This window comes from Enterobacter sp. MEB024 (genome assembly GCF_030209635.1).
Classification (GTDB): Bacteria; Pseudomonadota; Gammaproteobacteria; order Enterobacterales; family Enterobacteriaceae; genus Enterobacter; species Enterobacter ludwigii.
The window spans coordinates 124,295-149,800 of the sequence record NZ_JARVRQ010000006.1 but is presented as its reverse complement, the minus strand read 5'-3'; the positions used below and the strand labels follow the sequence as shown (position 1 = coordinate 149,800).

The window sequence follows — 25,506 nt, the reverse complement described above, 5'->3', positions numbered from 1 at the left end:
TATATACAGTTTACTGCCCGTAATAGGCTTTTGCGCCATGTTTACGCAGGTAGTGTTTATCCAGCAGGGTTGGCTGCATATCCGGAAGCTGCGGTGCCAGCTGGCGGCAGAAGATGCCCATATACGCGACCTCTTCCAGCACAATCGCGTTATGTACCGCATCTTCGGCGTTTTTGCCCCAGGCAAAAGGTCCATGGGAGTGCACCAGCACGCCGGGCATTTGCGCAGCGTCGATACCCTGTTTTTCAAACGTTTCGACGATAACGTTGCCGGTTTCCCACTCATACTCGCCGTTGATCTCTTCATCAGTCATCAAACGGGTGCAGGGAATGGTGCCGTAAAAGTAGTCTGCGTGCGTGGTTCCGGTAGCCGGAATGGACTGGCCAGCCTGCGCCCAGATGGTCGCATGACGCGAATGGGTATGCACAATACCGCCAATGGTGGGGAAGGCCTGGTAGAGCAGGCGATGCGTTGGCGTGTCGGAGGAGGGTTTTTTCTTTCCTTCCACCACTTCGCCCGTGGCGATGCTGACGACAACCATATCTTCCGCGGTCATTACCGTGTAATCCACCCCTGACGGCTTTATCACGAAGACGCCGTGTTCGCGGTCAACGGCGCTGACGTTGCCCCAGGTCAGCGTCACCAGATTGTGTTTGGGCAGCGCCAGGTTGGCTTCAAGTACCTGACGTTTGAGATCTTCTAACATGCAATCCTCCAGGAAAAGAGGCCCGCCCTGCGGCAGGCCAAAGGTTCCCCTGTTAACGTTTTGAACCGTAATAGACTTCGTTCCAGCGCAGCGCGTCTTTGAACGCGGGCAGGCGGGTATCGTTATCAATGACGGTCAGTTCGATGTCGTGCAGTTCGGCGAACTGACGCATGTCGTTCAGATCCAGCGCATGGCTGAAGACGGTGTGGTGCGCGCCACCGGCCAGGATCCAGGCTTCCGAGGCGGTTGGCAGGTCAGGCTGCGCTTTCCACAGGGCGTTGGCGACCGGCAGTTTTGGCAGAGAATGCGGGGTTTCAACTGCATCCACACAGTTCACCAGCAGGCGGAAACGGTCGCCAAGGTCAATCAGGCTGGCGTTGATGGCAGGACCGGTACGGGTGTTGAAGATCAGACGTGCCGGGTCGGCTTTTCCGCCAATGCCAAGGTACTGCACGTCGAGGATCGGTTTCTCTTCAACGGCAATGGAAGGACACACTTCCAGCATATGCGAGCCCAGTACCAGGTCGTTGCCGTTTTCGAAGTGGTAGGTGTAGTCCTCCATAAAGGAGGTGCCGCCCTGCAGACCGGTTGACATCACTTTCATAATGCGAAGCAGAGCGGCAGTTTTCCAGTCGCCTTCGCCGGCAAAGCCGTAGCCCTGCTGCATCAGACGTTGTACCGCCAGGCCGGGCAGTTGTTTCAGGCCGTGGAGGTCTTCAAAGGTGGTGGTAAAAGCATGGAAGCCACCCTGTTCCAGGAAGCGTTTCATGCCCAGTTCGATACGTGCTGCATCCAGCACGTTCTGGCGTTTGTCACCGTGAATTTGTGCCGCAGGGGTCAGACGGTAGCTGCTTTCGTATTCGTCGACCAGCGCGCTTACGTCGCCATCGCTGATTTCATTCACCACCTGCACCAGGTCGCCCACGGCCCAGGTATTCACCGAGAAACCAAATTTAATTTGTGCGGCAACTTTATCGCCGTCGGTGACCGCCACTTCACGCATGTTGTCGCCGAAGCGCACCACTTTCAGGTGGCGAGTATCTTGTCGGGACACCGCCTGGCGCATCCAGGAGCCGATACGTTTTTGCGCATGCTGATCCTGCCAGTGGCCGGTGACGACCGCATGCTGCTGGCGCATACGTGCGCCGATAAAGCCGAACTCGCGGCCGCCGTGCGCGGTCTGGTTCAGGTTCATAAAGTCCATATCAATGCTGTCCCACGGCAGGGACGCGTTGAACTGGGTATGGAACTGCATCAGTGGTTTATTGAGGATGGCCAGACCGTTGATCCACATTTTGGCCGGTGAGAAGGTGTGCAGCCACACCACCATGCCGGCGCATTTATCGTCGTAGTTCGCGTCGCGGCAGATGTTCGTGATCTCATCCGGGGTCGTGCCGAGCGGTTTGAGCACCAGTTTGCACGGCAGTTTAGCCTCTGCATTGAGCGCGTTGACCACGTGCTCAGCATGTTTCGTCACCTGTTGCAGCGCTTCCGGCCCGTACAGATGTTGGCTGCCAATGACAAACCACACTTCATAATTATTAAAAATGGTCATTATTGTGTCCTTAATGTGTCAGGGTTGCCGTAGTGTCCGCGGTGTGTTTGGCCGGGGCGGCGACAGGGAGATAGTGAAGTTCGGCGCTTTTTGCCCATTGCTGATAGCGCTGATAAAGCTGTTCAAAACGCTGCGCCTGCTGAGCACGCGGCTGGAGGGTATTTTCGACAGCGCTCGCCATGTGCTGCTGCGCGGTCGGGATATCGGCATGAACGCCTGCCGCAACGGCCGCGAAGATCGCTGCACCGAGGGCACAACACTGATCGGAGGCGACAATCTGCAGCGGACGGTTCAGCACGTCACAACAGGCCTGCATGATTACCGGGTTTTTACGGGCGATGCCGCCCAGTGCCATCACGTTGTTGACGTCGATGCCCTGCTCGGTGAAGCACTCCATAATGGCGCGCGCCCCAAAGGCAGTTGCGGCAATCAGGCCGCCAAACAGCGCTGGTGCGTCGGTGGCGAGGTTAAGATCGGTGATCACCCCTTTCAGGCGCTGGTTGGCAAATGGCGTACGGCGACCGTTGAACCAGTCGAGCACCACCGGCAGGTGATCGAGAGAAGGATTCTTTGCCCACGCGGCGGTGAGCTGCTGCAAAAGCTGCTTTTTACTTTCGGCAATCTGGGTCTTCAGCTCAGGATGTGCCGCCGCCAGCTGATCCAGCGGCCAGCCCAGCACGCGGCCAAACCAGGCGTAGATATCGCCAAAGGCGGACTGACCCGCTTCCAGACCGATAAACTCCGGTACGACGCTGCCGTCAACCTGGCCGCAGATGCCTTTTACCGCCCGATCGCCTACGCTGGCTTTATCCGCGGTGAGAATGTCGCAGGTGGAGGTGCCGATAACCTTCACCAGCGTGTTTGGCTGGGCACCGGCGCCCACCGCGCCCATGTGGCAGTCAAACGCCCCGCCGGAGATGGCCACGTTTTGCGGCAGACCCAGGCGCGTCGCCCACTCTTCACAAAGCGTACCCACCGGAATATCGGCGGTGAAGGTGTCGGTGAACAGCGGGTATTGCAGACTCGTGTTGATGACGGGATCGAGTTCATCGAAGAACGCCGCCGGTGGCAGGCCACCCCAGCTTTCATGCCACAGGGATTTGTGTCCGGCGCTGCAGCGTCCGCGGCGGATATCCTGCGGACGCGTGGTACCGGAGAGCAGGGCTGGTACCCAGTCGCACAGTTCAATCCAGGATACCGCGGCCTGCGCAACGGATGCGTCCGCGCGGGTTACGTGAAGGATCTTTGCCCAGAACCATTCACTGGAGTAAATACCGCCGATGTAGCGCGAGTAGTCCGTTTTACCGGGCTGGTGACACAAGCGGGTAATGGCCTCGGCCTCTTCAACGGCGGTGTGATCTTTCCACAGCACGAACATGGCGTTCGGGTTATCAGCAAACTCCGGACGCAGCGCCAGAACATGGCCTTCGGCATCCACAGGGGCAGGCGTTGAGCCGGTACTGTCGACGCCAATCCCGACGATCTCTGCCCGCTGGGCGTCGGTCAGTTCAGCCAGCACGGTTTTGATTGCCGCTTCCATCGACTCAATGTAGTCACGTGGATGGTGACGGAACTGGTTATTTGGCGCATCGCAGTAGCGCCCCTCTTGCCAGCGCGGGTACCACTCAACGCTGGTTGCTATTTCCTGGCCGCTTGTACAGTCCACTGCCAGAGCGCGAACCGAGTCGCTGCCAAAATCGAGGCCAATCGCAATTGCCATGGTGTTGCTCCATCAAAAAACAGGTATGAGAGAACATTAGAGACTGGAGGCGAAAATCGTCAGGCAGGATCCGCTAATCTTATGGACTAAATTGCTGTTGCAATAGAAAGTGTGACGCCGTGCAAATAATCAATGTGGACATTTCTGCCGCACTTATAGACACTTTTGTTACTGCTGATCTGCCCCCGTGGGCGGATAAATCAGGGGGAAAGGCTGAAACATGGCGGACGTAAAAGAGGCGTGATGCTTTTTGGATCTTTTCGCGGGCCATTTTTATACTGCTTTTATCGATATGGACAATTGGTTTCCTTCAGGACCCTTGGGAGAACTGAATCTATGGCCGAAACGCAAAACGATCCCTTATTACCGGGCTACTCGTTTAATGCTCACCTGGTGGCGGGGCTGACCCCTATCGAGGCTGAGGGATATCTCGATTTTTACGTCGACCGACCGCTCGGGATGAAAGGGTATATTCTGAACCTGACGGTGCGTGGGGAAGGGATTATCAAAAATAACGATCAGCAGTTTGTCTGCCGTCCGGGCGATATGCTGCTGTTTCCGCCGGGAGAGATCCACCACTACGGTCGTCACCCGGAGGCCAAAGAGTGGTATCACCAGTGGGTCTACTTCCGTCCGCGCGCCTACTGGCAGGAGTGGCTCTCGTGGCCGGCTATTTTTGCGCACACCGGTTTTTATCGCCCGGACGAGGTTCATCTGGCTCAGTTCCGCGAACTCTTTGCCCAAATTATTGAAGCGGGGCAGGCGGGTGGCCGGTATGCCGAACTGCTGGCGATTAACCTGCTTGAACAGGTGCTGTTGCGCCGGATGGAGGCGATAAACGCGTCACTTAATCCTCCGCTGGACAACCGCGTGCGCGACGCCTGCCAGTACATCAGCGACCATCTGGCCGACAGCCAGTTCGATATCGCCAGCGTCGCCCAGCATGTGTGTCTCTCACCGTCGCGGCTGTCACATCTGTTCCGTCAGCAGCTGGGCGTTAGCGTTCTGAGCTGGCGTGAGGACCAGCGTATCAGCCAGGCGAAGCTCCTGCTCAGCACCACCCGCATGCCCATTGCCACCGTGGGGCGCAATGTGGGCTTTGAAGATCAGCTCTATTTCTCCCGGGTATTTAAAAAATGCACCGGTGCCAGCCCCAGTGAATTCCGGGCAGGATGTGAATAAACGGTAAAAAAAGATAAACAAGCAGGTGAACTGTGGAAGCAACCTGTAAACTATTCAGACAATTGTTGTCTTGACGCGGTGCAGGGCGCTAAGCAGAATCCCTGATTCGTTTTCTGACCGGAATAGTTATGCAGGCATTGCTGGAACATTTTATCACCCAGTCCGTTATGTATTCGCTTATCGCCGTTGCGCTGGTGGCGTTTCTGGAATCGCTTGCACTTGTTGGGTTGATCCTCCCCGGCACGGTGATGATGGCGGGGCTGGGCGCGTTGATTGGCAGCGGTGAAGTGAATTTCTGGCAGGCGTGGATGGCGGGGATTATTGGCTGTTTACTTGGCGACTGGATCTCCTTCTGGCTGGGCTGGCGCTTTAAGAAACCGCTGCACCGCTGGTCGTTCATGAAAAAGAACAAAGCCTTGCTGGATAAAACCGAACACGCGCTGCATCAACACAGCATGTTCACGATCCTCGTGGGTCGCTTTGTTGGACCAACGCGTCCGCTGGTGCCGATGGTCGCGGGGATGCTGGATCTGCCGGTTGCGAAATTCGTGGTGCCGAACATCATCGGCTGTGTTTTCTGGCCGCCGTTCTACTTTCTGCCGGGGATCTTGGCTGGGGCCACCGTTGATATTCCTGACGGAATGCAAAGCGGTGAGTTTAAGTGGTTGTTGCTGGCTACGGCCCTGCTGTTGTGGATCGCTGCCTGGTTGTGCTGGCGACTGTGGCGCAGCGCGAAAGCGAATGTTGATCGCCTGACGCGTTATCTGCCACGCTCGCGCCTGTTGTGGCTCGCGCCGTTAATGCTGGGGGTTGCCGTGGTGGCGCTGGTCGCCCTGATTCGCCACCCGCTGATGCCGGTGTACGGTGAAATCCTCTTGAAGGTGGTGAGCCGTTAATCTGTTTCCCTCTCCCGTGGGAGAGGGTCAGCCCGCACTAATGCCCAACAATGAAGACGCCCCTGCGTGACCGCTGAGCAGTTCCTCAGTGCCGCCATCCCAGGCAATTCGCCCTTCTGCAATGACCACCGATCGTGGCGCAATCCGCGCGGCATCCTCAATGCTGTGCGAAACCATCAGCATTGTCAGTTGCTGACGCTGGCACACGTCCTGCACCAGGGTAAGCATCTCCTGGCGCAAGGCAGGATCGAGTGCAGAGAAGGGCTCATCCAGAAGCAGTATGGGCTGCTCGCGCACCAGGCAGCGCGCCAGCGCCACCCGCTGACGCTGCCCGCCGGAGAGGGCTTCAGGGAGGCGGTCAATAAACGCGGTAATGCCCATCTGAGCGGCAATCAGCTCCAGCTTCTGGCGCTGACCGTCGTTGAGTTTCAGGCCAGGATCCATACCCAGGGCGATGTTTTGCCGCACCGTCAGATGCATGAACAGATTGTTTTCCTGGAACAGCATCGACACCGGACGTCGGGCGGGTGGCGTGCGCGTATGGTCGCGGTTTTCAATCACTATCGACCCGCTCGCCGGTTGCAGAAAACCGGCAATCAGATTGAGCAAAGTACTCTTTCCGGCCCCGCTCGGACCCAGAACCGCAATCATCTCTCCCTGACGAACCGAAAGGGAGAAGCGCATTGGCAGATGCTGGTAGAGCCAGGTTACATCAGTCAGTTTTAACATTACGCCCCGGAAGTTTTTCGATAACGGTAAATAAGGCAAAGCAGAGCATCAGTAACAGCAGCGCCGTGACGGCTCCCTCCTGGCTACGATAGGAGCCAATTTGCTGGTACAGCCAGTACGGCAGGGTGCGGAAATCTTCATTACCGAAGAGCGCCACGACACCAAAATCACCAATTGAGAGCACACAGGCGAAGGCCAGGGCCTGGGCCAGCGGGCGTTTCAGCGCACGCAGTTCGATAATCTTTAGCCGCTGCCAGCCCTGCAGACCGAGCGACTGGCACAGCAGCGCGTAGCGGCTGTTGATGTCTCGCATCGGATTTTCCAGCACTTTCAGCGCGTAGGGGATCGCCATCAGGGCATTGGTAAAAATCACGATGCCGTCGGCGTTTTCCGGCAGGCCAATGGTACTGTTGAACAGTAAAAAGAACCCCGTCGCGAGTACAATGCCGGGCATCGCCAGGATCAGCATGCCTGTCAGCTCCAGGGCGTGCCCGGCTTTACTGGCCTGACGCGCGTAAAGCTCGCGGCTGCTCCATAAAAGCATCATGGTCAGCATGACACACAGCAGCCCGGCGGCCAGCGCGATCCGTAACGAGGTCCACGTTGCCTGCCAGAGAACGGGCTGCTGCAACACGGTAACGAGATTCAGGTTCAGGCCATCGACGATGACGGCCATCAGCGGCGGAAGCAGAAGCAGCAGCGCCAGCGTGATAAGCAGCAGGTCAGCGATCCGGCTATGCATGCTGTCCTGCGGGTCGCGCCAGCCGGTTATCTGATTACTGCCCGGCGGGATGGCTTTGCTCAGACGCTGGCTCAGCAGCACAAGGCACAGGCAGCAAACCATCTGCACCATCGCCAGCAGCGCGGCGCGGCCGGGGTCATAGTCGTAACTGAGCGCCTGGTAAATCGCCAGTTCGATGGTGGTGGCCTGCGGGCCGCCGCCGAGTGAAAGCACGGTGGCAAAACTGGCGAAACAGAGCATAAAGATCAGAGCCGCAATCGGCGGGATCTGACGACGCAGCCACGGCCATTCGACCAGGCGGAAGAAGGATACGCCGCGCATGCCCAACTGGGCGGCAAGCTGGCGCTGTTCACCGGGGATGTTTTCCAGTGCCTGTAAAAAGAGTCTGGTCGCCATCGGCATATTGAAAAAGATGTGCGCCAGCAGAATGCCCTTCAGTCCGTAGGGCGAGAAGCGCCACTCCAGACCCAGCAGGCCGAATAGTGAAGCCAGCCACCCCTGACGACCATAGACGCTCAGGATGCCAAACACGGCCACCAGGACTGGCAGGATCAGCGTCATGGCGCACAGGCGCAGCAGGGCCTGCCTGCCGGGGAAACGGCGGCGATAAAGCGCGCGTGCCAGGAAAATGGCGGGGATAACCGACAGCAGCGCAGAGAGAAAGGCCTGCCAGAAAGAGAAACGGATAACGTGCCAGAGATAGCTGTCGTGCCAGAGCGCGAACAGGTCGCTCTCTGGCGCGTTAAACCACAAGGCAAGGAATGCGCCCAGACTGACCGCCACCATCAATACGGCGGCGAGCAGCCCAGGAATTAACCAGCCGGGAATTAACGGCTGACGGCGCGTTGCCATTCACTTACCCATGCTGCTCGCTGCGCGGCAACCTGCTGAGGCGTAAACTCCAGCGAGGTTTGCGGTTTGGTCAGTTTCTCAAAGCCCGCTGGCAACGCCACGCTGGTCACGGGGTACATCCAGTTACCCGCTGGAATCGCGTTCTGGAATGCCGGGGAGACCATAAATTTCAGGAACTTCTCGGCCAGTTCGGGCTGTTTGCTGGATGCCGTGCGGGCTGCCACTTCGACCTGCAGATAGTGCCCTTCAGCAAAACTGGCGGCGGCGTAATTGTCTTTCTTCTCGGCGATGATGTGGTAAGCCGGGGAGGTGGTGTAGCTCAGAACCAGATCACTTTCCCCTTTCAGGAACAGACCGTAGGCTTCGCTCCAGCCTTTTGTCACGGTGACGGTTTTGGCGGCCAGCTTCTGCCACGCTTGCGGAGCGCCATCGCCGTAGACTTTCTGCATCCACAGCAGCAGCCCCAGGCCTGGCGTACTGGTGCGAGGATCTTCATAAATAACGCGCCATTTCTGCTCGCTTTCGACCAGTTCCTTCAGGCTTTTCGGCGGGTTTTTAAGCTTGTTTTTGTCGTAAACAAACGCGAAGTAACCGTAATCGAACGGCACAAAGGTGTCGTTCTGCCAGCCGCCCGGGATGCTGACGGCATCGGTGGCGACGCCGCTTTTGGCAAACAGTCTGGTTTTCGAGGCGGCCTCCAGCAGGTTGTTATCCAGCCCAAGCACCACATCGGCTTTACTGTTTTTGCCTTCCATGCGCAGGCGGTTAAGCAGCGAGACGCCATCTTCCAGCGCCACGAACTTCAGTTCGCACTGACAGTCAGCTTCAAAGGCTTTTTTCACCACCGGACCCGGACCCCAGTCGGCTGAGAAGGAGTCGTAGGTGTAGACCGTCAGGACGGGCTTCGCGACGGCAGGCAGCGCAAACAGCGCCAGAAGGGGGAGAACTTTTTTTAACACTTTGCACCTCAAGGTTGAGTGGCAAAGGATTTTGAGTGACAGCCTCAAATCCCTTCGCCGGCGTTATCCGGATCAGGTTCGACGGGTATTATCTCAGCGCACATCAGTGATGCAGCACCCCGTTGAGAACGGCGCTATTGTAATGATTTGGCAAATATTACGAAAGTGTTATGGCTCCGGCGGCGAAAACCAGGCGGATTTAAAATCAAACCAGCCCAGCGTATTCATTCTGACACCGCGCATACTACGCTGCCCCTGGATCATCAGCCAGTGGTGGATCAACGGCACGATCGCTTGTTCAGCCAGCAACTGCTGGCACCATGAGGCCAGGTTCATGTCGCCGGCGCGCCAGAGGGCCGCGTCCTGCTGCCAGTCCCGGTCTATGCAATGCTGGATAAGCGGGACCTCATACAGGTGAGAGAAGAGCGAGAAATCAAGCGGCAGGGTAAAGTTTGCGCTGTTGAGCCAGATGTCGCTGACGATCTCTCCCTGATGCCATTCATCGTAATCCACCTCTTTGACATCCAGCCTCACCCCAACGGCGGCCAGCAGTCGGGTCATGATTCTGGCGATAAAGCGGTGTTCAACGTGCTCGCGATAGTAGGTCAGGGTGATGGACTCCAGCCCGGCGGGCTTGTCGCAGTATGTCGGGCGGGCGTGATGCCAGCGAGGAAGCAGACCATACGCCGGGAACCAGTAGGTCTGGTACTGCTCCTCCGCATGATAAATCAGGCTGGAGGGCGACAACACGTGGCTTATCCATTTGCGCACCTCATGGTTTGCCCCGCGATGGGTACGGCTGTCGAACAGCAGGTAGTAGCACCCTTCTTCGAGCCGGCTCTCCACGGCCTTTTCGCCCGTGGTGGGCCCTTCCAGCGTCAGCCCGGCGCTCAGCTCTTCATTGAGATCTGGTAATACCCACACGTTCACTTCATCGATCAGCGCCCGGTAGCCAAAATAGTCATCAAAAGCGCGGATTTTCAGCTGGTTGTTGTTATTGCGCGATACAGAGTAGGGGCCGGTGCCAATCGGCAGGCTGGCAAAATTATTCATCGATTCCCATTCACCGGGCAAAATCATCGACGGTACATAGCCCAGCAGCCACGGAAGCCATTTGTCCGGCTGAGACAGTTCAACATCCAGTGTCCATGCCGTAGGGGAGTGAACGCGTGAAATATGGGAATAGAGCGGGAGCGTGCAGGCGCGCTCTAAAGAGGCAATCACATCGACCATCTCCAGCTCGCGGCCGTGGTGGAAATGAATACCAGGACGTAGAAAGAAGCGCCAGTGAAGAGGAGAAAGTTGCTGCCAGTGGTGCGCAATATCCGCTTCCAGTTCCCCATTTTCCTCATTTATGCGCGTCAGGCCGCTGAATATTTGTCGGGCCATATGGGTTTCAGAGCGGCGTAACGCCGTGCCGGGTAACAGGTTTTTCATTGGTCGATAGTAGAGCACCCGCAGAATGTGGCGACCCTGACGAAAGCTGCGCCCGAGATGCGACACCAGCATCTGACGTACTGCCGCTTTGTCCCCCACCAGCTGCACCAGCTGGTCGATGCGGTCCTGTTCCAGCAGGTCTTCCGCTCGCTGCTGCTGCAACGCCAGCCCGGTATACAGGAAGGTCAGGCGCGAGCGTTTTCCGCGACCCGCCTCGGCCTCCCAGTTGAGCCAGCCCTGCTGCTGCATGGTATTAAGCAGCGTGCGCATGTGCCGGCGCGAACAGCTGAGCAGGTCCGCCAGCTCGTTCAGCGTGGTCTCCTGCGATCGCCCCTCGCAGCATTGCCAGAGGCGGATAAATTGTTGTTGCAGACGACCAGATGGCATAAAAGGGGAACTCCTGACAAAAAATCAGCAATTTATTAATCCCTATATTAGGCCAATAATTCTTCCCGATGAAGTGAGGAGGTAAATTATGAAGAGGTCTACCGCACGTCAGTTTTATCAGCGTTATTTTTCAGCGACGCAGGGAGCGTCCTGGCTGGCCCGCCAGTGTGCAGAGCAACGGTTGAAAATCCTGGAAGATCTGATGCAGTGGGACGTTACGAAACCGACCTCTTCTTGCTAACTCGCCTCGATCATGTGTGACTGAGTATTGGTGCTTATCACCCGCCAGCAAAATGTTTTTGCTGGCTTTTTTCGTTTACTATTCACCCACTTTCGATTCGCTTTCACAAGGACTTGCGCATGCTCTGGTTGATGACGATGGGGCGACGCCTGAACGGCGTGTATGCCGCTTTTATGCTGGTGGCCTTTATGATGGGCGTGGCGGGGGCATTGCAGGCTCCGACGCTGAGTCTGTTTCTCAGCCGTGAGGTGGGGGCGCAGCCGTTTTGGGTGGGGCTGTTTTATACCGTGAACGCCATCGCCGGGATCCTGGTCAGTCTGGCACTGGCAAAACGATCGGACAATCGGGGCGATCGTCGCAAACTGATCCTCTTTTGCTGCGCCATGGCCGTGGGTAACGCGCTGCTGTTTGCCTTCAATCGCCATTACCTGACGCTGATTACCTGCGGCGTGCTTCTGGCGTCGCTCGCCAATACCGCCATGCCGCAGCTGTTCGCGCTGGCCCGTGAATACGCGGATAACTCGGCGCGGGAAGTGGTGATGTTCAGCTCGGTCATGCGTGCGCAGCTCTCTCTGGCCTGGGTAATCGGCCCGCCGCTGGCGTTTATGCTGGCGCTGAACTATGGCTTTACCACCATGTTTTCCATCGCTGCCGGCATTTTTGTCATCAGCCTGATACTGATTGCCTTTGCGCTACCCTCATTGGCGCGAGTGGAGCAGACGACGGATAAACCCATCACCCAGGTGAGCGGCTGGCAGGATAAAAACGTCCGCATGCTGTTTATCGCGTCCATGCTGATGTGGACCTGCAACACCATGTACATCATTGATATGCCGCTGTGGATCAGCAGCGATCTGGGGTTGCCGGACAAGCTTGCGGGGATCCTGATGGGGACGGCTGCCGGCCTGGAAATTCCGGCGATGATCCTGGCGGGTTATTACGTTAAGCGTTTTGGAAAGCGCCGCATGATGATCGTCGCCGTGGCGGCGGGAGTGCTTTTTTATCTGGGGCTGATCGTCTTCCATTCGCGCGAAGCACTGCTTGCGCTGCAGCTGTTTAATGCCGTGTTTATTGGCATCGTGGCCGGGATTGGGATGCTCTGGTTCCAGGACTTAATGCCGGGAAGGGCAGGCTCTGCCACTACGCTCTTTACCAACAGCATTTCAACGGGCGTTATTCTGGCAGGGGTGATTCAGGGGGCGTTGTCGCAAACCTACGGCCACGCGTCAGTGTACTGGATGATTGCGGCCATTTCCGTGGTGACGCTGGTGCTAACCTGCCGGGTAAAAGATGTCTGATTCTGGAAGGCGGCTTCACGCAATAAAACGATTTTCTGACAGGGTCTGAGAAGGCGCATAGCGCGCGTGGCGTCAGCCGAGGCTGTTTGCCTCAGGCTGACGCAAGAGGCAAACAGTGGTGAGTCCCACATCAATTAACACTGAGGGTGTACTGCACCCATTATGTTGGACGATGTTGATCTTCACCGGGATGGTACGCAGCCTATCCCATAAACGCAGGCTGTTTTTGCTCATAGGCGGAGATAGCATCTTCGTGCTGAAGCGTCAGGCCAATACTGTCCAGGCCATTCAGCATGCAGTGACGACGAAAGGCGTCAATGCTGAAGCTGTAGGATTTATCACCCGCTTTCACCACTTCCGCTTCCAGATCCACTTCAAACGAAATCCCAGGATTTGCCTTCACCAGGGCGAACAATTCGTCCACCTGCGCATCGCTCAGCGTCACCGGCAGCAGCTGGTTATTGAAGCTGTTGCCGTAGAAGATATCGGCAAAGCTTGGGGCGATAACCACTTTAAACCCGTAGTCGGTGAGCGCCCAGGGTGCATGTTCACGGGAAGAGCCGCAGCCAAAGTTTTCACGCGCCAGCAGAATCGATGCGCCTTTAAATTCCGGGAAGTTCAGCACGAACTCGGGATTGGGCACTTCGCCTTTGTCGTCCAGGAAGCGCCAGTCGTTAAACAGATGCGCGCCAAACCCGGTACGGGTCACCTTCTGCAAAAACTGCTTTGGAATGATGGCGTCAGTGTCGACGTTAGCGGCGTCCAGTGGGACAACCCGGCCCGTATGTTGGGTAAATTTCTCTGCCATGATTGTCTCCTTATTTCAGGCTGCGAATATCGGCGAAATGACCGGTCACTGCCGCAGCGGCGGCCATTGCCGGGCTGACCAGGTGAGTACGCCCACCTCGGCCCTGACGGCCTTCAAAGTTACGGTTACTGGTGGAGGCACAACGCTCGCCAGGATTCAGGCGGTCATTGTTCATGGCCAGGCACATGGAGCAGCCAGGCAGGCGCCATTCGAAGCCCGCTTCGATAAAGATCTTATCCAGGCCTTCGGCTTCCGCCTGGGCTTTCACCGGGCCAGAGCCCGGCACAACCAGCGCCTGAACGCCCGGTGCCACTTTGCGGCCTTTGGCAATCTCGGCCGCCGCGCGTAAATCTTCGATACGGGAGTTGGTGCAGGAGCCGATAAACACTTTATCAATGGTCACGTCAGTCAACGGAATGCCTGGCTTCAGACCCATATAGGCCAGCGCTTTTTCCGCACTGGCGCGCTCGACCGGATCGCTGAAAGAGGCCGGGTCAGGAATATTATCGTTAACGGAAATCACCTGGCCCGGGTTGGTTCCCCAGGTGACCTGTGGCGCAATGTCTTCCGCCTGCAGCGTAACCACGGTGTCAAACGTCGCACCATCGTCGGTTTTCAGGGTTTTCCAGTACGCAACTGCCTCAATAAAATCCTGGTCTTTCGGCGCGTGCAGACGGCCCTTCACATAGCTGAAGGTTGTTTCGTCTGGCGCAACCAGACCCGCTTTTGCCCCCATCTCAATGGCCATGTTGCAGAGCGTCATACGGCCCTCCATGCTCAGTGCCTGGATGGCTTCACCGCAGAATTCAACCACGTGACCGGTGCCGCCTGCGCTGCCGGTTTTACCGATGATGGCCAGCACGATGTCTTTGGCGGTAATGCCCGGGGCCGCTTTGCCTTTCACTTCAATCTTCATGGTTTTGGCGCGGCCCTGTTTCAGGGTCTGCGTCGCCAGAACATGTTCAACTTCAGAAGTACCAATACCGAACGCCAGGGCCCCAAACGCGCCGTGGGTGGCCGTGTGGGAGTCACCGCAGACAATGGTCATGCCTGGCAGGGTGATGCCCTGTTCTGGCCCCATCACGTGGACGATACCCTGATACGGGTGGTTCAGATCGTAGAGCTCGACGCCAAATTCATTGCAGTTTTTGATCAGCTCCTGCATCTGGATACGCGCCATTTCACCCGACGCATTGATATCTTTGGTTTGCGTGGAGACGTTGTGATCCATTGTCGCGAAGGTTTTACCTGGCTGGCGCACCGGGCGCTTATGCGCACGCAGTCCGTCGAATGCCTGAGGGGAGGTAACCTCGTGCACCAGATGGCGATCGATATACAACAGTGGGGTTTCGTTTGGTGCCTCGTAAACTACGTGCGCATCAAACAATTTTTCATATAACGTTTTCGCCATGATTACACCCCTTCAGCGACATAGCGGGCAATAATGTCGCCCATTTCATCGGTACTGACTGCCGCCGTGCCGCGTGCTAAATCACCGGTACGGACACCTTCTTCTAACGCACGGTTAATGGCGTTTTCAATTGCAGTTGCTGCATCACCGGCATCAAGACTGTAGCGCAACAGCAAGGCCAGGGAGAGGATCTGCGCAATCGGGTTGGCAATGTTTTTGCCAGCGATATCGGGCGCGGAGCCGCCAGCAGGTTCGTACAGGCCAAATCCCTCTTCATTGAGGCTGGCTGATGGCAACATCCCCATAGAGCCTGTGATCATTGCGCACTCGTCCGAGAGAATATCGCCGAACAGGTTGGAACACAGCAGAACGTCAAACTGCGACGGATCTTTAATCAGCTGCATGGTCGCGTTGTCGATGTACATATGGGACAGTTCGACATCCGGATACTGTTTCGCGACTTCACTGACGATTTCACGCCACAAAATAGAAGACTGCAGAACGTTCGCTTTATCGATAGACGTCACTTTATGACGACGTTTGCGCGCCGACTCAAAGGCGATATGGGCGATACGTTCAATTTCAAAACGGTGATAGACCTCAGTATCAAAGGCTTTTTCATGCTGACCGCTGCCTTCGCGCCCTTTAGGCTGCCCGAAGTAGATCCCGCCGGTCAGTTCACGCACGCACAGGATGTCAAAGCCGTTAGCCGCGATATCTGCACGCAGCGGACAGAACGTTTCCAGCCCCTGGTACAGCTTCGCCGGACGCAGGTTGCTGAACAATTTAAAATGTTTACGCAGTGGCAGCAGCGCGCCGCGCTCAGGCTGCCCGGCGGGCGGCAGGTGTTCCCATTTAGGGCCACCCACGGAGCCAAACAGCACTGCATCCGCATTTTCACACCCTTCAACGGTCGCTTTTGGCAGCGGAGTACCGTGATTATCGATGGCGATACCGCCCACATCATAGTGGCTGGTGGAGATTTTCATCGCAAAACGCGAACGAACGGCTTCCAGTACTTTCAGCGCCTGTGCCATCACTTCCGGGCCAATACCGTCACCCGGTAACACAGCAATATGGTAATTCTTCGACATTACACGGTTTCCTTGTTGTTCTCTTTATTCTGAGCTTTGCGTTGCAACTCTTTTTCAACTTCAGCGGCGCGCCAGATGTTGTTCAGCACGTGGACCATCGCCTTCGCGGAGGATTCAACAATATCCGTCGCCAGGCCCACACCGTGGAAACGACGGCCATTGTGGGTGACCACGATATCAACCTGACCCAGGGCATTCTCACCGTGGCCCTTGGCCGTCAGGTCATATTTCACCAGCTCTACGTCGTACTCGGTGACGCGGTTAATTGCGCGGTAAATGGCATCAACCGGGCCATTGCCGTTTGCCGCTTCGGCCTTAATGTCTTCGCCACAGGCCAGTTTGACCGAGGCAGTCGCAATGTCGCTGGAGCCTGACTGCACACTGAAGTAATCGAGGCGGAAGTGCTCAGGCTCTTCCTGCTGTTTATTGATGAAGGCCAGCGCTTCCAGGTCATAGTCGAATACCTGACCTTTTTTATCGGCCAGCTTCAGGAAGGCGTCGTACAGCTGATCCATGTTGTAATCGCTGTCCTTATAACCCATCTCTTCCATACGGTGTTTCACCGCCGCACGACCGGAACGGGAGGTCAGGTTCAACTGAACCTGGTTCAGGCCGATGGATTCCGGGGTCATGATTTCGTAGTTTTCACGGTTTTTCAGTACGCCATCCTGATGAATACCGGAGGAGTGCGCAAAGGCGCCGGTACCCACAATCGCCTTGTTAGCCGGGATGGGCATGTTGCAGATCTGGCTGACGGTCTGGCTGGTACGCCAGATTTCGTTGTGATTGATGCGGGTATGCACATTCATGATGTCTTTGCGCACTTTGATCGCCATGATCACTTCTTCCAGTGAACAGTTACCTGCACGTTCACCGATGCCGTTCATCGCGCCTTCTACCTGACGTGCACCGGCGTGCACCGCCGCGATGGCGTTGCCAACGGCCAGCCCCAGATCATCGTGGGTATGTACGGAGATAATCGCTTGATCAATGTTTGGTACGCGTTCATACAGACCGGTAATGATGTTGGAGAACTCAAACGGCATGGTGTAGCCGACAGTGTCCGGGATGTTGATGGTTTTAGCGCCCGCATTGATGGCAGCTTCCACCACGCGCGCCAAATCTTCAATCGGCGTACGGCCAGCATCTTCACAGGAGAATTCAACGTCATCCGTGTAGTTACGGGCACGTTTGACCATGTAGACCGCGCGCTCAATGACCTCATCCAGCGTGCTGCGCAGCTTGGTGGCAATGTGCATAGGAGAGGTAGCAATAAAGGTATGAATACGGAATGCTTCGGCAACCTTCAACGACTCGGCTGCAACATCGATATCTTTTTCCACACAGCGTGCCAGGCCACAGACGCGGCTGTTTTTAATGGTACGCGCAATGGTCTGCACGGATTCGAAGTCACCCGGAGAAGAGACAGGGAAACCGACCTCCATCACGTCGACACCCATACGTTCGAGAGCCAGCGCGATCTGCAGTTTCTCTTTCACACTCAGGCTTGCCTGTAATGCCTGTTCACCGTCACGTAAAGTTGTATCGAAAATAATGACTTGCTGGCTCATGGGTTAGGTCCTTGTCAGTCTTAGGGCGCCTTGCTACGAGCATAAAAAAACCCGCGCAGTGGCGCGGGTTTTTAGTCTTACTGGTGACGATTCAACGCTGAATTTCGCCCGCCAGTCTACCGCGCACAGTGGATGCGTTTAGTAGTAGTAGACCGGTGAAACGAATGGTGCGAATCATGAATCGTGCTCCGTTAAATTCAATATGCTTTTAGTGGTACTGGATACGACTGTGCATGTCAACCCCTGCAGGCAAAAACGCACCCGACTGGCCTGGTTGACAGGATATGTGCTTTAGCTAATTGTGCTGGGTTTTGCCTTTCCGACCCTACAAATTGTCTAATTTTGGACTGAGAAAAAGGTTGCAGAAATAATTGAATATAATTGTGATGAATAAATTAAAAGTTCGCTACCCAATTGTATGGGACGCAAATGGGTTTGATATCATTAAGTTATAAATGCGGTGAATGTTTTTTATCACTTCGGATGTCTAATGGTTATTACAGATTGTTAACTTATTTAATCGGGGTTGCAATAACAGTTTAATAATACTTAAGACATCATTAACTCGCTGGCGATTGTATATTGGTCTAGTTTATGGTTTCATTCAAATCCTAAAGTGAAGCATATCATTTGCAGTGGTGTTTATTTTATCGTTTGTCAGTGGCGAAAAGTCATTTTCGCTAAACTGTTCTTTATATTTTCCGAATTTAAAATAATTCTCTTTCGCTGATCGTATATGCATGGTAAATCATATTCTTCGGAATTATTACAGTACGTTGGCAAAGGGAGTGTAGCGTGACAGTGGAGTCAGAAGTGCCAGAAATTAATATTAAACAACCTCAAACTACTGATGGGATTAAACCGCAGTTACGTACGGTGGACCTTAATCTGCTCACGGTATTTGATGCTGTCATGCAGGAGCAGAATATCACCCGGGCGGCCCATACGTTGGGGATGTCTCAGCCCGCGGTCAGTAATGCTGTCGCCAGACTTAAGGTTATGTTTAACGACGAGTTATTCGTTCGTTACGGGAGGGGAATACAGCCTACCGCACGGGCATTCCAGTTATTCGGCTCTATCCGTCAGGCGTTGCAGCTGGTTCAGAACGAGCTGCCAGGGTCAGGCTTTGAACCTTTAAGCAGTGAGCGTGTATTCAATCTTTGTGTTTGCAGTCCGTTAGATAATTATTTGACGTCGATTATTTATAATAAAGTTGAAGAGATCGCTCCCAATATCCATCTGGTTTTTAAATCATCCTTAAATCAAAACACAGAGCATCAGTTACGCTACCAGGAGACCGAGTTCGTTCTGGGATATGAAGAATTTCGACGTCCTGAATTTTCTTGCGTTCCGCTGTTTAAAGATGAAATGGTGTTGGTCGCCAGTAAAAAACACCCCCGACTCAATTCTCCGCTTCGGGAAAGTGACGTTTATAGCGAGCAGCATGCTGTTGTTGCGCTCGACAGATATGCTTCCTTTAGCCTGCCGTGGTATGACACGGCGGATAAACAGGCAAGCGTTGCTTATCAGGGAATGGCAATGGTCAGCGTATTGAACGTGGTCTCGCAGACACATCTGGTGGCTATTGCACCACGCTGGCTGGCTGAAGAGTTTTCCGGTCAACTACAACTGCAAATGTTGCCGTTGCCGCTCAAGCTGAATAGCCGTACCTGCTATCTCTCCTGGCATGAAGCCGCCGGTCGGGATAAAGGGCACCAGTGGATGGAAGAGTTGCTGATCAGTATTTGCCGTCGATAAGCGCATCAGGATAAATTGCATCTTAGCGTGTGATTTATCCTGGTTTTTTCTCTGTTATTGTTATTTTATTCTGTTGTGAATTTTTTCTTATTGCTCTCTGGCTCGCAAAAATAGATGATTTCCTGAATCGACGCGCTTTTCAGCGATGATTAATCATCTCGTCCTCTAATACCAGATGAATTGACCATATCCTTCCTTAATACCTGTTTTTTCTGCTTTGCGAACCGTTTAGCTCACCCGGTCTGCTAATTGCCTGCCTCATAACGAGCGGTTAAGGTAACGATCACTCTGCAAAATATAAGATTGGTTTAACCCAGTCGTAAGACGGTGCGGAAATGAATTCTGCAGCTCGTCTATAACAAAATGCCTGGAGGCAAAGCATGGAGATGTTGTCTGGCGCGGAAATGGTCGTCCGATCGTTAATCGATCAGGGCGTGAAGCAAGTGTTCGGTTATCCCGGAGGCGCAGTCCTGGATATTTATGATGCGCTTCATACGGTAGGCGGCATTGACCATGTTTTAGTACGCCACGAGCAGGCGGCGGTGCATATGGCTGACGGGCTGGCCCGCGCGACAGGTGAAGTAGGCGTGGTATTAGTGACGTCCGGTCCCGGCGCGACAAACGCCATCACCGGCATTGCCACGGCGTATATGGACTCTATCCCGCTGGTTATTCTTTCCGGCCAGGTGGCGACGTCACTGATCGGCTACGACGCGTTCCAGGAGTGCGATATGGTGGGAATTTCACGTCCCGTGGTGAAGCACAGCTTCCTGGTTAAGCAAACTGAAGATATCCCGGGGATATTGAAAAAAGCCTTCTGGCTGGCAGCAAGCGGGCGTCCCGGCCCGGTGGTGGTCGATCTGCCGAAAGATATCTTGAACCCGGCGAACAAGCTTCCTTATGTCTGGCCGGAGTCGGTGAGCATGCGCTCATACAACCCAACGACGCAGGGCCACAAGGGGCAGATCAAACGTGCCTTGCAAACGCTGCTGGCCGCCAAAAAACCGGTAGTCTATGTCGGTGGCGGGGCAATCAATTCTGCCTGTGAAGGGCAGCTTCGGGAGCTTATCGAGAAACTCAATCTTCCCGTTGCGTCGTCGCTGATGGGGCTGGGTGCTTTCCCGGCAACTCACCGTCAGGCTCTGGGTATGCTGGGTATGCACGGTACCTATGAAGCCAACATGACGATGCACCATTCCGATGTGATCTTTGCCGTCGGCGTGCGCTTTGACGATCGCACCACCAACAATCTGGCGAAATACTGCCCGAACGCCACCGTGCTTCATATTGATATCGATCCCACCTCTATTTCGAAAACGGTGTCTGCGGATGTGCCGATCGTCGGTGATGCCCGCCAGGTGCTGGAGCAAATGCTGGATCTGCTGGCACAGGAGCCGCCTTCCCAGCCGCTGGATGAGATCCGTGACTGGTGGCAGCAGATCGAACAATGGCGCGCGCGTCAGTGCCTGAAGTATGACACGCAAAGCGACAGCATTAAGCCGCAGGCGGTGATCGAAACTATCTGGCGGCTGACGAAAGGCGAGGCATACGTGACGTCTGACGTGGGTCAGCATCAGATGTTTGCCGCCCTTTATTATCCGTTTGATAAACCGCGCCACTGGATTAACTCCGGAGGGTTAGGAACGATGGGCTTTGGCTTGCCTGCCGCATTGGGCGTCAAGCTGGCTCTGCCTGACGAAACCGTCGTCTGCGTGACGGGAGACGGCAGTATTCAGATGAACATCCAGGAGCTGTCGACGGCCCTTCAGTATGAGCTGCCGGTACTGGTGCTGAACCTGAATAACGGTTATCTCGGGATGGTGAAGCAGTGGCAGGACATGATCTACTCTGGTCGTCACTCTCAGTCCTACATGACGTCACTGCCTGACTTTGTTCGTCTGGCTGAAGCCTACGGCCATATTGGGATGCGAGTGACCGATCCGGCAGAGCTCGAAACGAAGCTCGGTGAAGCGCTTGAGCACGTTAAAAATAACCGCCTCGTTTTTATGGATGTCATTGTTGATGGCACCGAGCACGTATACCCGATGCATATTCGCGGTGGTGGTATGGATGAAATGTGGTTAAGCAAAACGGAGAGAACCTGATATGCGCCGGATATTATCTGTTTTACTGGAAAACGAGTCTGGCGCACTGTCGCGCGTCATTGGCCTTTTTGCACAGCGCGGCTATAACATTGAAAGCCTGACCGTTGCGCCGACTGACGATCCGACGCTGTCGCGCATGACCATCCAGACCGTCGGCGATGCCAAAGTGCTTGAGCAGATCGAGAAACAGCTGCATAAGCTGGTCGATGTTCTGCGCGTCAGCGAGCTGGGGCAGGGTGCCTACGTTGAGCGAGAGGTCATGCTGGTGAAAATCCAGGCCAGCGGTTACGGGCGCGAGGAAGTGAAACGTAACACGGATATCTTCCGTGGGCAGATTATAGACGTCACGCCTTCTATATATACGGTTCAGCTGGCCGGAACGAGTGACAAGCTGGATGCCTTCCTGGCATCTGTGCGGGATGTGGCAAAAATTGTTGAGGTTGCGAGATCGGGCGTTGTTGGCCTGTCACGCGGCGATAAGATCATGCGTTAGTTGTCTAAAAGGTTCGCCTCTTTCTGCCCGGTCACCAAAGCCGGGCTTTTTTTTGTGTAATCAGCCGACAACAGAGATAAAAGCGGTTGCCGCGAAGGCTATTCTGCGTTTAGATGTTAAAAGATTTAACCATAACCTTGCCAAGGCCATGGACTCTTTTCATTTTTTAAGGGGCAATTGTGAAACTGGATGAAATCGCCCGGCTAGCCGGCGTGTCACGAACAACGGCCAGCTATGTGATTAACGGTAAAGCAAAGCAGTACCGTGTCAGCGATAAGACCGTTGAAAAAGTTATGGCGGTGGTTCGTGAACATAACTACCATCCGAATGCTGTCGCAGCTGGCCTGCGTGCCGGACGCACCCGCTCTATTGGCCTGGTGATCCCGGATCTGGAAAACACCAGCTATACCCGTATCGCCAACTATCTTGAACGTCAGGCGCGCCAGCGTGGCTATCAGTTGCTGATTGCCTGCTCGGAAGACCAGCCCGACAACGAGATGCGCTGTATTGAGCATCTGCTCCAGCGTCAGGTCGATGCCATCATCGTCTCCACCTCTTTACCGCCTGAACACCCATTCTATCAACGCTGGGCGAACGACCCATTCCCGATTGTGGCGCTGGATCGTGCGCTCGACAGGGAGCATTTCACGAGCGTCGTCGGTGCCGATCAGGATGATGCCGAGATGCTGGCGGCAGAGCTGAGAACCTTCCCGGCTGAAACGGTGCTGTATCTGGGGGCGCTGCCTGAACTGTCAGTCAGCTTCCTGCGTGAACAGGGGTTCAGAACCGCCTGGAAAGACGATCCCCGTGAGGTGCACTACCTCTATGCCAACAGCTATGAACGTGAAGCGGCCGCACAGCTTTTCGAGAAATGGCTGGAAACGCACCCGATGCCGCAGGCGTTATTCACCACCTCATTTGCTCTGCTGCAGGGGGTGATGGATGTGACCTTACGCCGTGAGGGTAAGCTGCCTTCCGACCTGGCCATCGCGACCTTCGGTGATAACGAGCTGCTCGACTTCCTCCAGTGCCCGGTTCTGGCGGTGGCTCAACGCCATCGTGATGTGGCTGAACGCGTGCTGGAAATTGTGCTGGCAAGTCTGGACGAGCCGCGTAAACCGAAGCCGGGTCTGACGCGTATTAAACGTAATCTTTACCATCGCGGAATTTTGAGCCGCCATAAATGAAATGACGGGGCGGAGAAATCTGCCCCCTTTTGACGAAATAATTCGCCGGGATAATTCCCGTAGAGAAATTAGGATAATTCTTGCGAATTTACCTTCTGCTATTTTTCTTAATTCATTTTGGCGTTTAATGGTTCCTTTAAAGGACGTTTAAACGATTTTAAATGCCTGTCTTTGTATTATTTTGTTACAAACCCTCTTCCGGCGATGAATATTCAGACGTTTTTCCTTCTGCTGTGCCAGCTTGCACGGCAACCGCCGCGTTTAGCGAGCCCTGGGGTGAATCTGGCGCTGTTATCCCCTGAGAATCTGTCATAAAATGCTGCCCGCGTCGCAAACTGACACTTTATATTTATCTGCGATGATATTGAGTGAGCCTTAACGCTAGTGTGCATATTCGGTTTTTTTCTTACAAATATTCATAACGTTAATTTTGCCTCGCCAGTTGTGCAGTTATTAACCAGGACTGTTTATCTCTGTAAATAGAGGCCTTTCGGGCCTGTATAGGGAGAGTCCTGGCTTGACAAGCTTTTCCCTCGCTCCGTAAACTCCTTTAGGTGGGAATTTGTGGGTTAAAGTGGTGAGGAGGGGTGAGACTGGCATGTTCCGTGGAGCTACGTTAGTCAATCTCGACAGCAAAGGGCGTTTATCGGTACCAACCCGATACCGCGACCAGCTGATTGAGAACGCTACGGGTCAAATGGTTTGCACCATTGACATCAACTCCCCCTGCCTGCTGCTTTACCCCTTACCTGAATGGGAAATTATTGAGCAAAAGCTGTCGCGACTGTCGAGCATGAACCCGCAGGAACGCCGCGTGCAGCGGTTGTTATTGGGACATGCCAGTGAATGTCAGATGGATAGCGCAGGCCGGTTACTGATTGCCCCTGTGTTACGGCAACATGCCGGTCTGACCAAAGAAGTGATGCTGGTCGGGCAGTTCAACAAGTTTGAACTGTGGGATGAAACGACCTGGTATCAACAGGTCAAGGAAGATATCGACGCTGAGCAGTCTGATTCCGCGACATTATCGGAACGGCTGCAGGACTTGTCTCTATAAATATGATGGAAAATTACAAACATAAAACGGTGCTGCTGGATGAGGCCGTTAACGGCCTGAATATTCGTCCGGACGGCATCTACATTGATGGCACTTTTGGTCGCGGTGGCCACTCGCGCTTAATCCTCTCCCAGCTTGGAGCGGAAGGGCGTCTGCTGGCAATCGATCGCGATCCGCAGGCGATTGCCGTTGCGCAAACCATCGATGACCCACGCTTTTCCATCGTGCATGGACCTTTCTCTGCGCTCGCTGATTATGTTGCCGAGCGCGGCCTGACGGGCAAGATCGACGGAATCCTTCTCGATCTTGGCGTCTCTTCACCCCAGCTTGATGATGCTGAACGCGGCTTCTCCTTTATGCGCGATGGTCCACTGGACATGCGCATGGATCCTACTCGCGGTCAGTCTGCCGCCGAGTGGTTACAGACCGCGGACGAAGCGGATATTGCCTGGGTGATCAAAACCTTCGGCGAGGAGCGTTTTGGCAAGCGTATCGCGCGCGCCATCGTTGAGCGTAACCGCATCGAGCCGATGACCCGCACGAAAGAGCTGGCCGAGGTGATCGCGGCAGCGACGCCGGTGAAGGATAAGCACAAACATCCCGCGACCCGTACCTTCCAGGCGGTTCGCATCTGGGTAAACAGTGAACTGGAGGAAATAGAGCTGGCGCTAAAAAGCTCGCTCGACGTGCTGGCCCCGGGTGGGCGGTTATCCATCATCAGCTTCCATTCGCTGGAAGACCGCATTGTGAAGCGCTTTATGCGTGAACAAAGCCGCGGTCCACAGGTTCCAGCGGGGCTGCCGATGACGGAAGAACAACTCAGGAAGCTGGGTGGCCGTCAGTTGCGAGCATTAGGCAAGTTGATGCCGGGCGAAGAAGAAGTGGCACAGAATCCACGCGCCCGTAGTTCAGTGCTGCGTGTTGCAGAGAGGACGAACGCATGATCGGCAGAGTGACAGAGACCCTAAGCAAAGTTAAGGATTCGTTAGGAAGCAACGAGCGCCATGCCTTGCCTGGCGTGATCGGCGACGATCTTTTGCGGTTTGGGAAACTGCCACTCTGTCTGTTCATTTGCATCATTGTCACGGCCGTCACGGTGGTCACGACTGCCCACCACACACGCTTATTAACTGCGCAACGCGAGCAGATGGTACTGGAACGCGATGCGCTGGATATTGAATGGCGAAACCTGATCCTTGAAGAAAATGCGCTCGGCGATCACAGCCGGGTTGAACGGATCGCAACGGAAAAGCTGCAATTGCAGCATGTTGATCCTTCTCAGGAAAATATTGTAGTACAAAAATAAGGGAAAACGCGA

At 55.0% G+C, this 25,506-nt stretch carries 23 protein-coding genes and 1 riboswitch; of the genes, 11 read left to right on the top strand and 12 right to left on the bottom strand.

Annotated features, from left to right (window positions below; all coding sequences use genetic code 11):
- Window positions 1-10: 10 nt before the first annotated feature.
- Genes araD through araB form a run of 3 tightly spaced genes read right to left on the bottom strand, consistent with a single transcriptional unit; the run spans window position 11 to window position 3,981 of the window.
- On the bottom strand, window positions 11-706 hold the full coding sequence (gene araD, locus QRN24_RS12295; RefSeq protein WP_032679615.1) for an L-ribulose-5-phosphate 4-epimerase: 696 nt from the start codon (window positions 704-706) through the stop codon (window positions 11-13).
- Between the two features lie 52 nt (window positions 707-758).
- Complete coding sequence (gene araA, locus QRN24_RS12290; protein WP_014168604.1) at window positions 759-2,261, bottom strand: L-arabinose isomerase; 1,503 nt, start codon at window positions 2,259-2,261, stop codon at window positions 759-761.
- Window positions 2,262-2,271: 10 nt separating this feature from the next.
- Window positions 2,272-3,981 carry a ribulokinase gene (gene araB / locus QRN24_RS12285; RefSeq protein WP_284942750.1) on the bottom strand — a complete coding sequence of 570 codons (1,710 nt, stop codon included), beginning with the start codon at window positions 3,979-3,981 and terminating at the stop codon, window positions 2,272-2,274.
- Between the two features lie 336 nt (window positions 3,982-4,317).
- Between araB and araC the strand changes: the two genes are divergently transcribed.
- The gene (gene araC / locus QRN24_RS12280) at window positions 4,318-5,163 is read left to right on the top strand and encodes an arabinose operon transcriptional regulator AraC (protein WP_025205437.1); all 846 of its coding nucleotides are present in this window, start codon (window positions 4,318-4,320) and stop codon (window positions 5,161-5,163) included.
- 128 nt (window positions 5,164-5,291) lie between these two features.
- A complete protein-coding gene (locus QRN24_RS12275) occupies window positions 5,292-6,059 on the top strand; it encodes a DedA family protein (RefSeq protein ID WP_014168607.1) in 768 nt (255 codons plus the stop codon).
- Between the two features lie 27 nt (window positions 6,060-6,086).
- Here QRN24_RS12275 and thiQ read toward each other — a convergent pair whose 3' ends face one another.
- The 4 genes from thiQ to sgrR all read right to left on the bottom strand — a co-directional run bounded on the left by thiQ (window position 6,087) and on the right by sgrR (window position 11,165).
- Entirely contained in the window at window positions 6,087-6,788 is a 702-nt protein-coding gene (gene thiQ, locus QRN24_RS12270; protein ID WP_020882567.1) for a thiamine ABC transporter ATP-binding protein ThiQ, read from the bottom strand.
- A complete protein-coding gene (gene thiP / locus QRN24_RS12265; protein WP_284942749.1) occupies window positions 6,772-8,382 on the bottom strand; it encodes a thiamine/thiamine pyrophosphate ABC transporter permease ThiP in 1,611 nt (536 codons plus the stop codon). The genes thiQ and thiP overlap by 17 nt, the downstream gene beginning before the upstream one ends.
- Entirely contained in the window at window positions 8,358-9,341 is a 984-nt protein-coding gene (gene thiB, locus QRN24_RS12260; RefSeq protein WP_284942748.1) for a thiamine ABC transporter substrate binding subunit, read from the bottom strand. Before thiB ends, thiP begins: the two co-directional genes overlap by 25 nt.
- 31 nt (window positions 9,342-9,372) lie before the next feature.
- Window positions 9,373-9,473: riboswitch (TPP riboswitch) on the bottom strand.
- Between the two features lie 36 nt (window positions 9,474-9,509).
- Window positions 9,510-11,165, bottom strand: coding sequence for an HTH-type transcriptional regulator SgrR (sgrR, locus tag QRN24_RS12255; RefSeq protein ID WP_047743405.1), 1,656 nt, complete (start codon window positions 11,163-11,165; stop codon window positions 9,510-9,512).
- Between the two features lie 88 nt (window positions 11,166-11,253).
- Between sgrR and sgrT the strand changes: the two genes are divergently transcribed.
- Window positions 11,254-11,406: a glucose uptake inhibitor SgrT gene (gene sgrT, locus QRN24_RS12250; protein WP_014168612.1), complete on the top strand. Its 153-nt coding sequence runs from the start codon at window positions 11,254-11,256 to the stop codon at window positions 11,404-11,406.
- Between the two features lie 119 nt (window positions 11,407-11,525).
- Complete coding sequence (locus QRN24_RS12245) at window positions 11,526-12,704, top strand: sugar efflux transporter (RefSeq protein WP_284942747.1); 1,179 nt, start codon at window positions 11,526-11,528, stop codon at window positions 12,702-12,704.
- A gap of 202 nt (window positions 12,705-12,906) precedes the next feature.
- On the opposite strand, the gene leuD is transcribed toward QRN24_RS12245, so the two are convergent.
- The 5 genes from leuD to leuL all read right to left on the bottom strand — a co-directional run bounded on the left by leuD (window position 12,907) and on the right by leuL (window position 17,766).
- Window positions 12,907-13,512, bottom strand: a complete 606-nt coding sequence (gene leuD, locus QRN24_RS12240; RefSeq protein WP_014168614.1) for a 3-isopropylmalate dehydratase small subunit — start codon at window positions 13,510-13,512, stop codon at window positions 12,907-12,909.
- A gap of 10 nt (window positions 13,513-13,522) precedes the next feature.
- Window positions 13,523-14,923, bottom strand: coding sequence for a 3-isopropylmalate dehydratase large subunit (gene leuC / locus QRN24_RS12235; protein ID WP_020882571.1), 1,401 nt, complete (start codon window positions 14,921-14,923; stop codon window positions 13,523-13,525).
- Between the two features lie 2 nt (window positions 14,924-14,925).
- Entirely contained in the window at window positions 14,926-16,017 is a 1,092-nt protein-coding gene (gene leuB / locus QRN24_RS12230; protein WP_020882572.1) for a 3-isopropylmalate dehydrogenase, read from the bottom strand.
- Window positions 16,017-17,588, bottom strand: a complete 1,572-nt coding sequence (gene leuA, locus QRN24_RS12225; protein WP_014168617.1) for a 2-isopropylmalate synthase — start codon at window positions 17,586-17,588, stop codon at window positions 16,017-16,019. Before leuA ends, leuB begins: the two co-directional genes overlap by 1 nt.
- 91 nt (window positions 17,589-17,679) lie before the next feature.
- Window positions 17,680-17,766 carry a leu operon leader peptide gene (leuL, locus tag QRN24_RS22725; RefSeq protein WP_071530973.1) on the bottom strand — a complete coding sequence of 29 codons (87 nt, stop codon included), beginning with the start codon at window positions 17,764-17,766 and terminating at the stop codon, window positions 17,680-17,682.
- 635 nt (window positions 17,767-18,401) lie between these two features.
- On the opposite strand from leuL, the gene leuO reads away from it, so the two are divergent.
- From leuO to ftsL, 7 genes are all read left to right on the top strand, one after another.
- On the top strand, window positions 18,402-19,346 hold the full coding sequence (gene leuO / locus QRN24_RS12220) for a transcriptional regulator LeuO (protein WP_032669418.1): 945 nt from the start codon (window positions 18,402-18,404) through the stop codon (window positions 19,344-19,346).
- Window positions 19,347-19,726: 380 nt separating this feature from the next.
- Window positions 19,727-21,451 (top strand): acetolactate synthase 3 large subunit, encoded by a 1,725-nt coding sequence (ilvI, locus tag QRN24_RS12215; RefSeq protein ID WP_014168620.1) that lies wholly within the window; start codon window positions 19,727-19,729, stop codon window positions 21,449-21,451.
- 1 nt (window position 21,452) lies between these two features.
- Window positions 21,453-21,944, top strand: a complete 492-nt coding sequence (gene ilvN, locus QRN24_RS12210; protein WP_003856371.1) for an acetolactate synthase small subunit — start codon at window positions 21,453-21,455, stop codon at window positions 21,942-21,944.
- Between the two features lie 179 nt (window positions 21,945-22,123).
- Entirely contained in the window at window positions 22,124-23,131 is a 1,008-nt protein-coding gene (gene cra / locus QRN24_RS12205) for a catabolite repressor/activator (RefSeq protein ID WP_014168621.1), read from the top strand.
- A gap of 598 nt (window positions 23,132-23,729) precedes the next feature.
- Complete coding sequence (gene mraZ / locus QRN24_RS12200) at window positions 23,730-24,188, top strand: division/cell wall cluster transcriptional repressor MraZ (protein WP_025205427.1); 459 nt, start codon at window positions 23,730-23,732, stop codon at window positions 24,186-24,188.
- A 2-nt stretch (window positions 24,189-24,190) separates the two neighbouring features.
- Window positions 24,191-25,132 (top strand): 16S rRNA (cytosine(1402)-N(4))-methyltransferase RsmH, encoded by a 942-nt coding sequence (gene rsmH / locus QRN24_RS12195; RefSeq protein ID WP_014168623.1) that lies wholly within the window; start codon window positions 24,191-24,193, stop codon window positions 25,130-25,132.
- Window positions 25,129-25,494, top strand: coding sequence for a cell division protein FtsL (ftsL, locus tag QRN24_RS12190; RefSeq protein ID WP_008501989.1), 366 nt, complete (start codon window positions 25,129-25,131; stop codon window positions 25,492-25,494). Before rsmH ends, ftsL begins: the two co-directional genes overlap by 4 nt.
- Window positions 25,495-25,506: the final 12 nt, after the last annotated feature.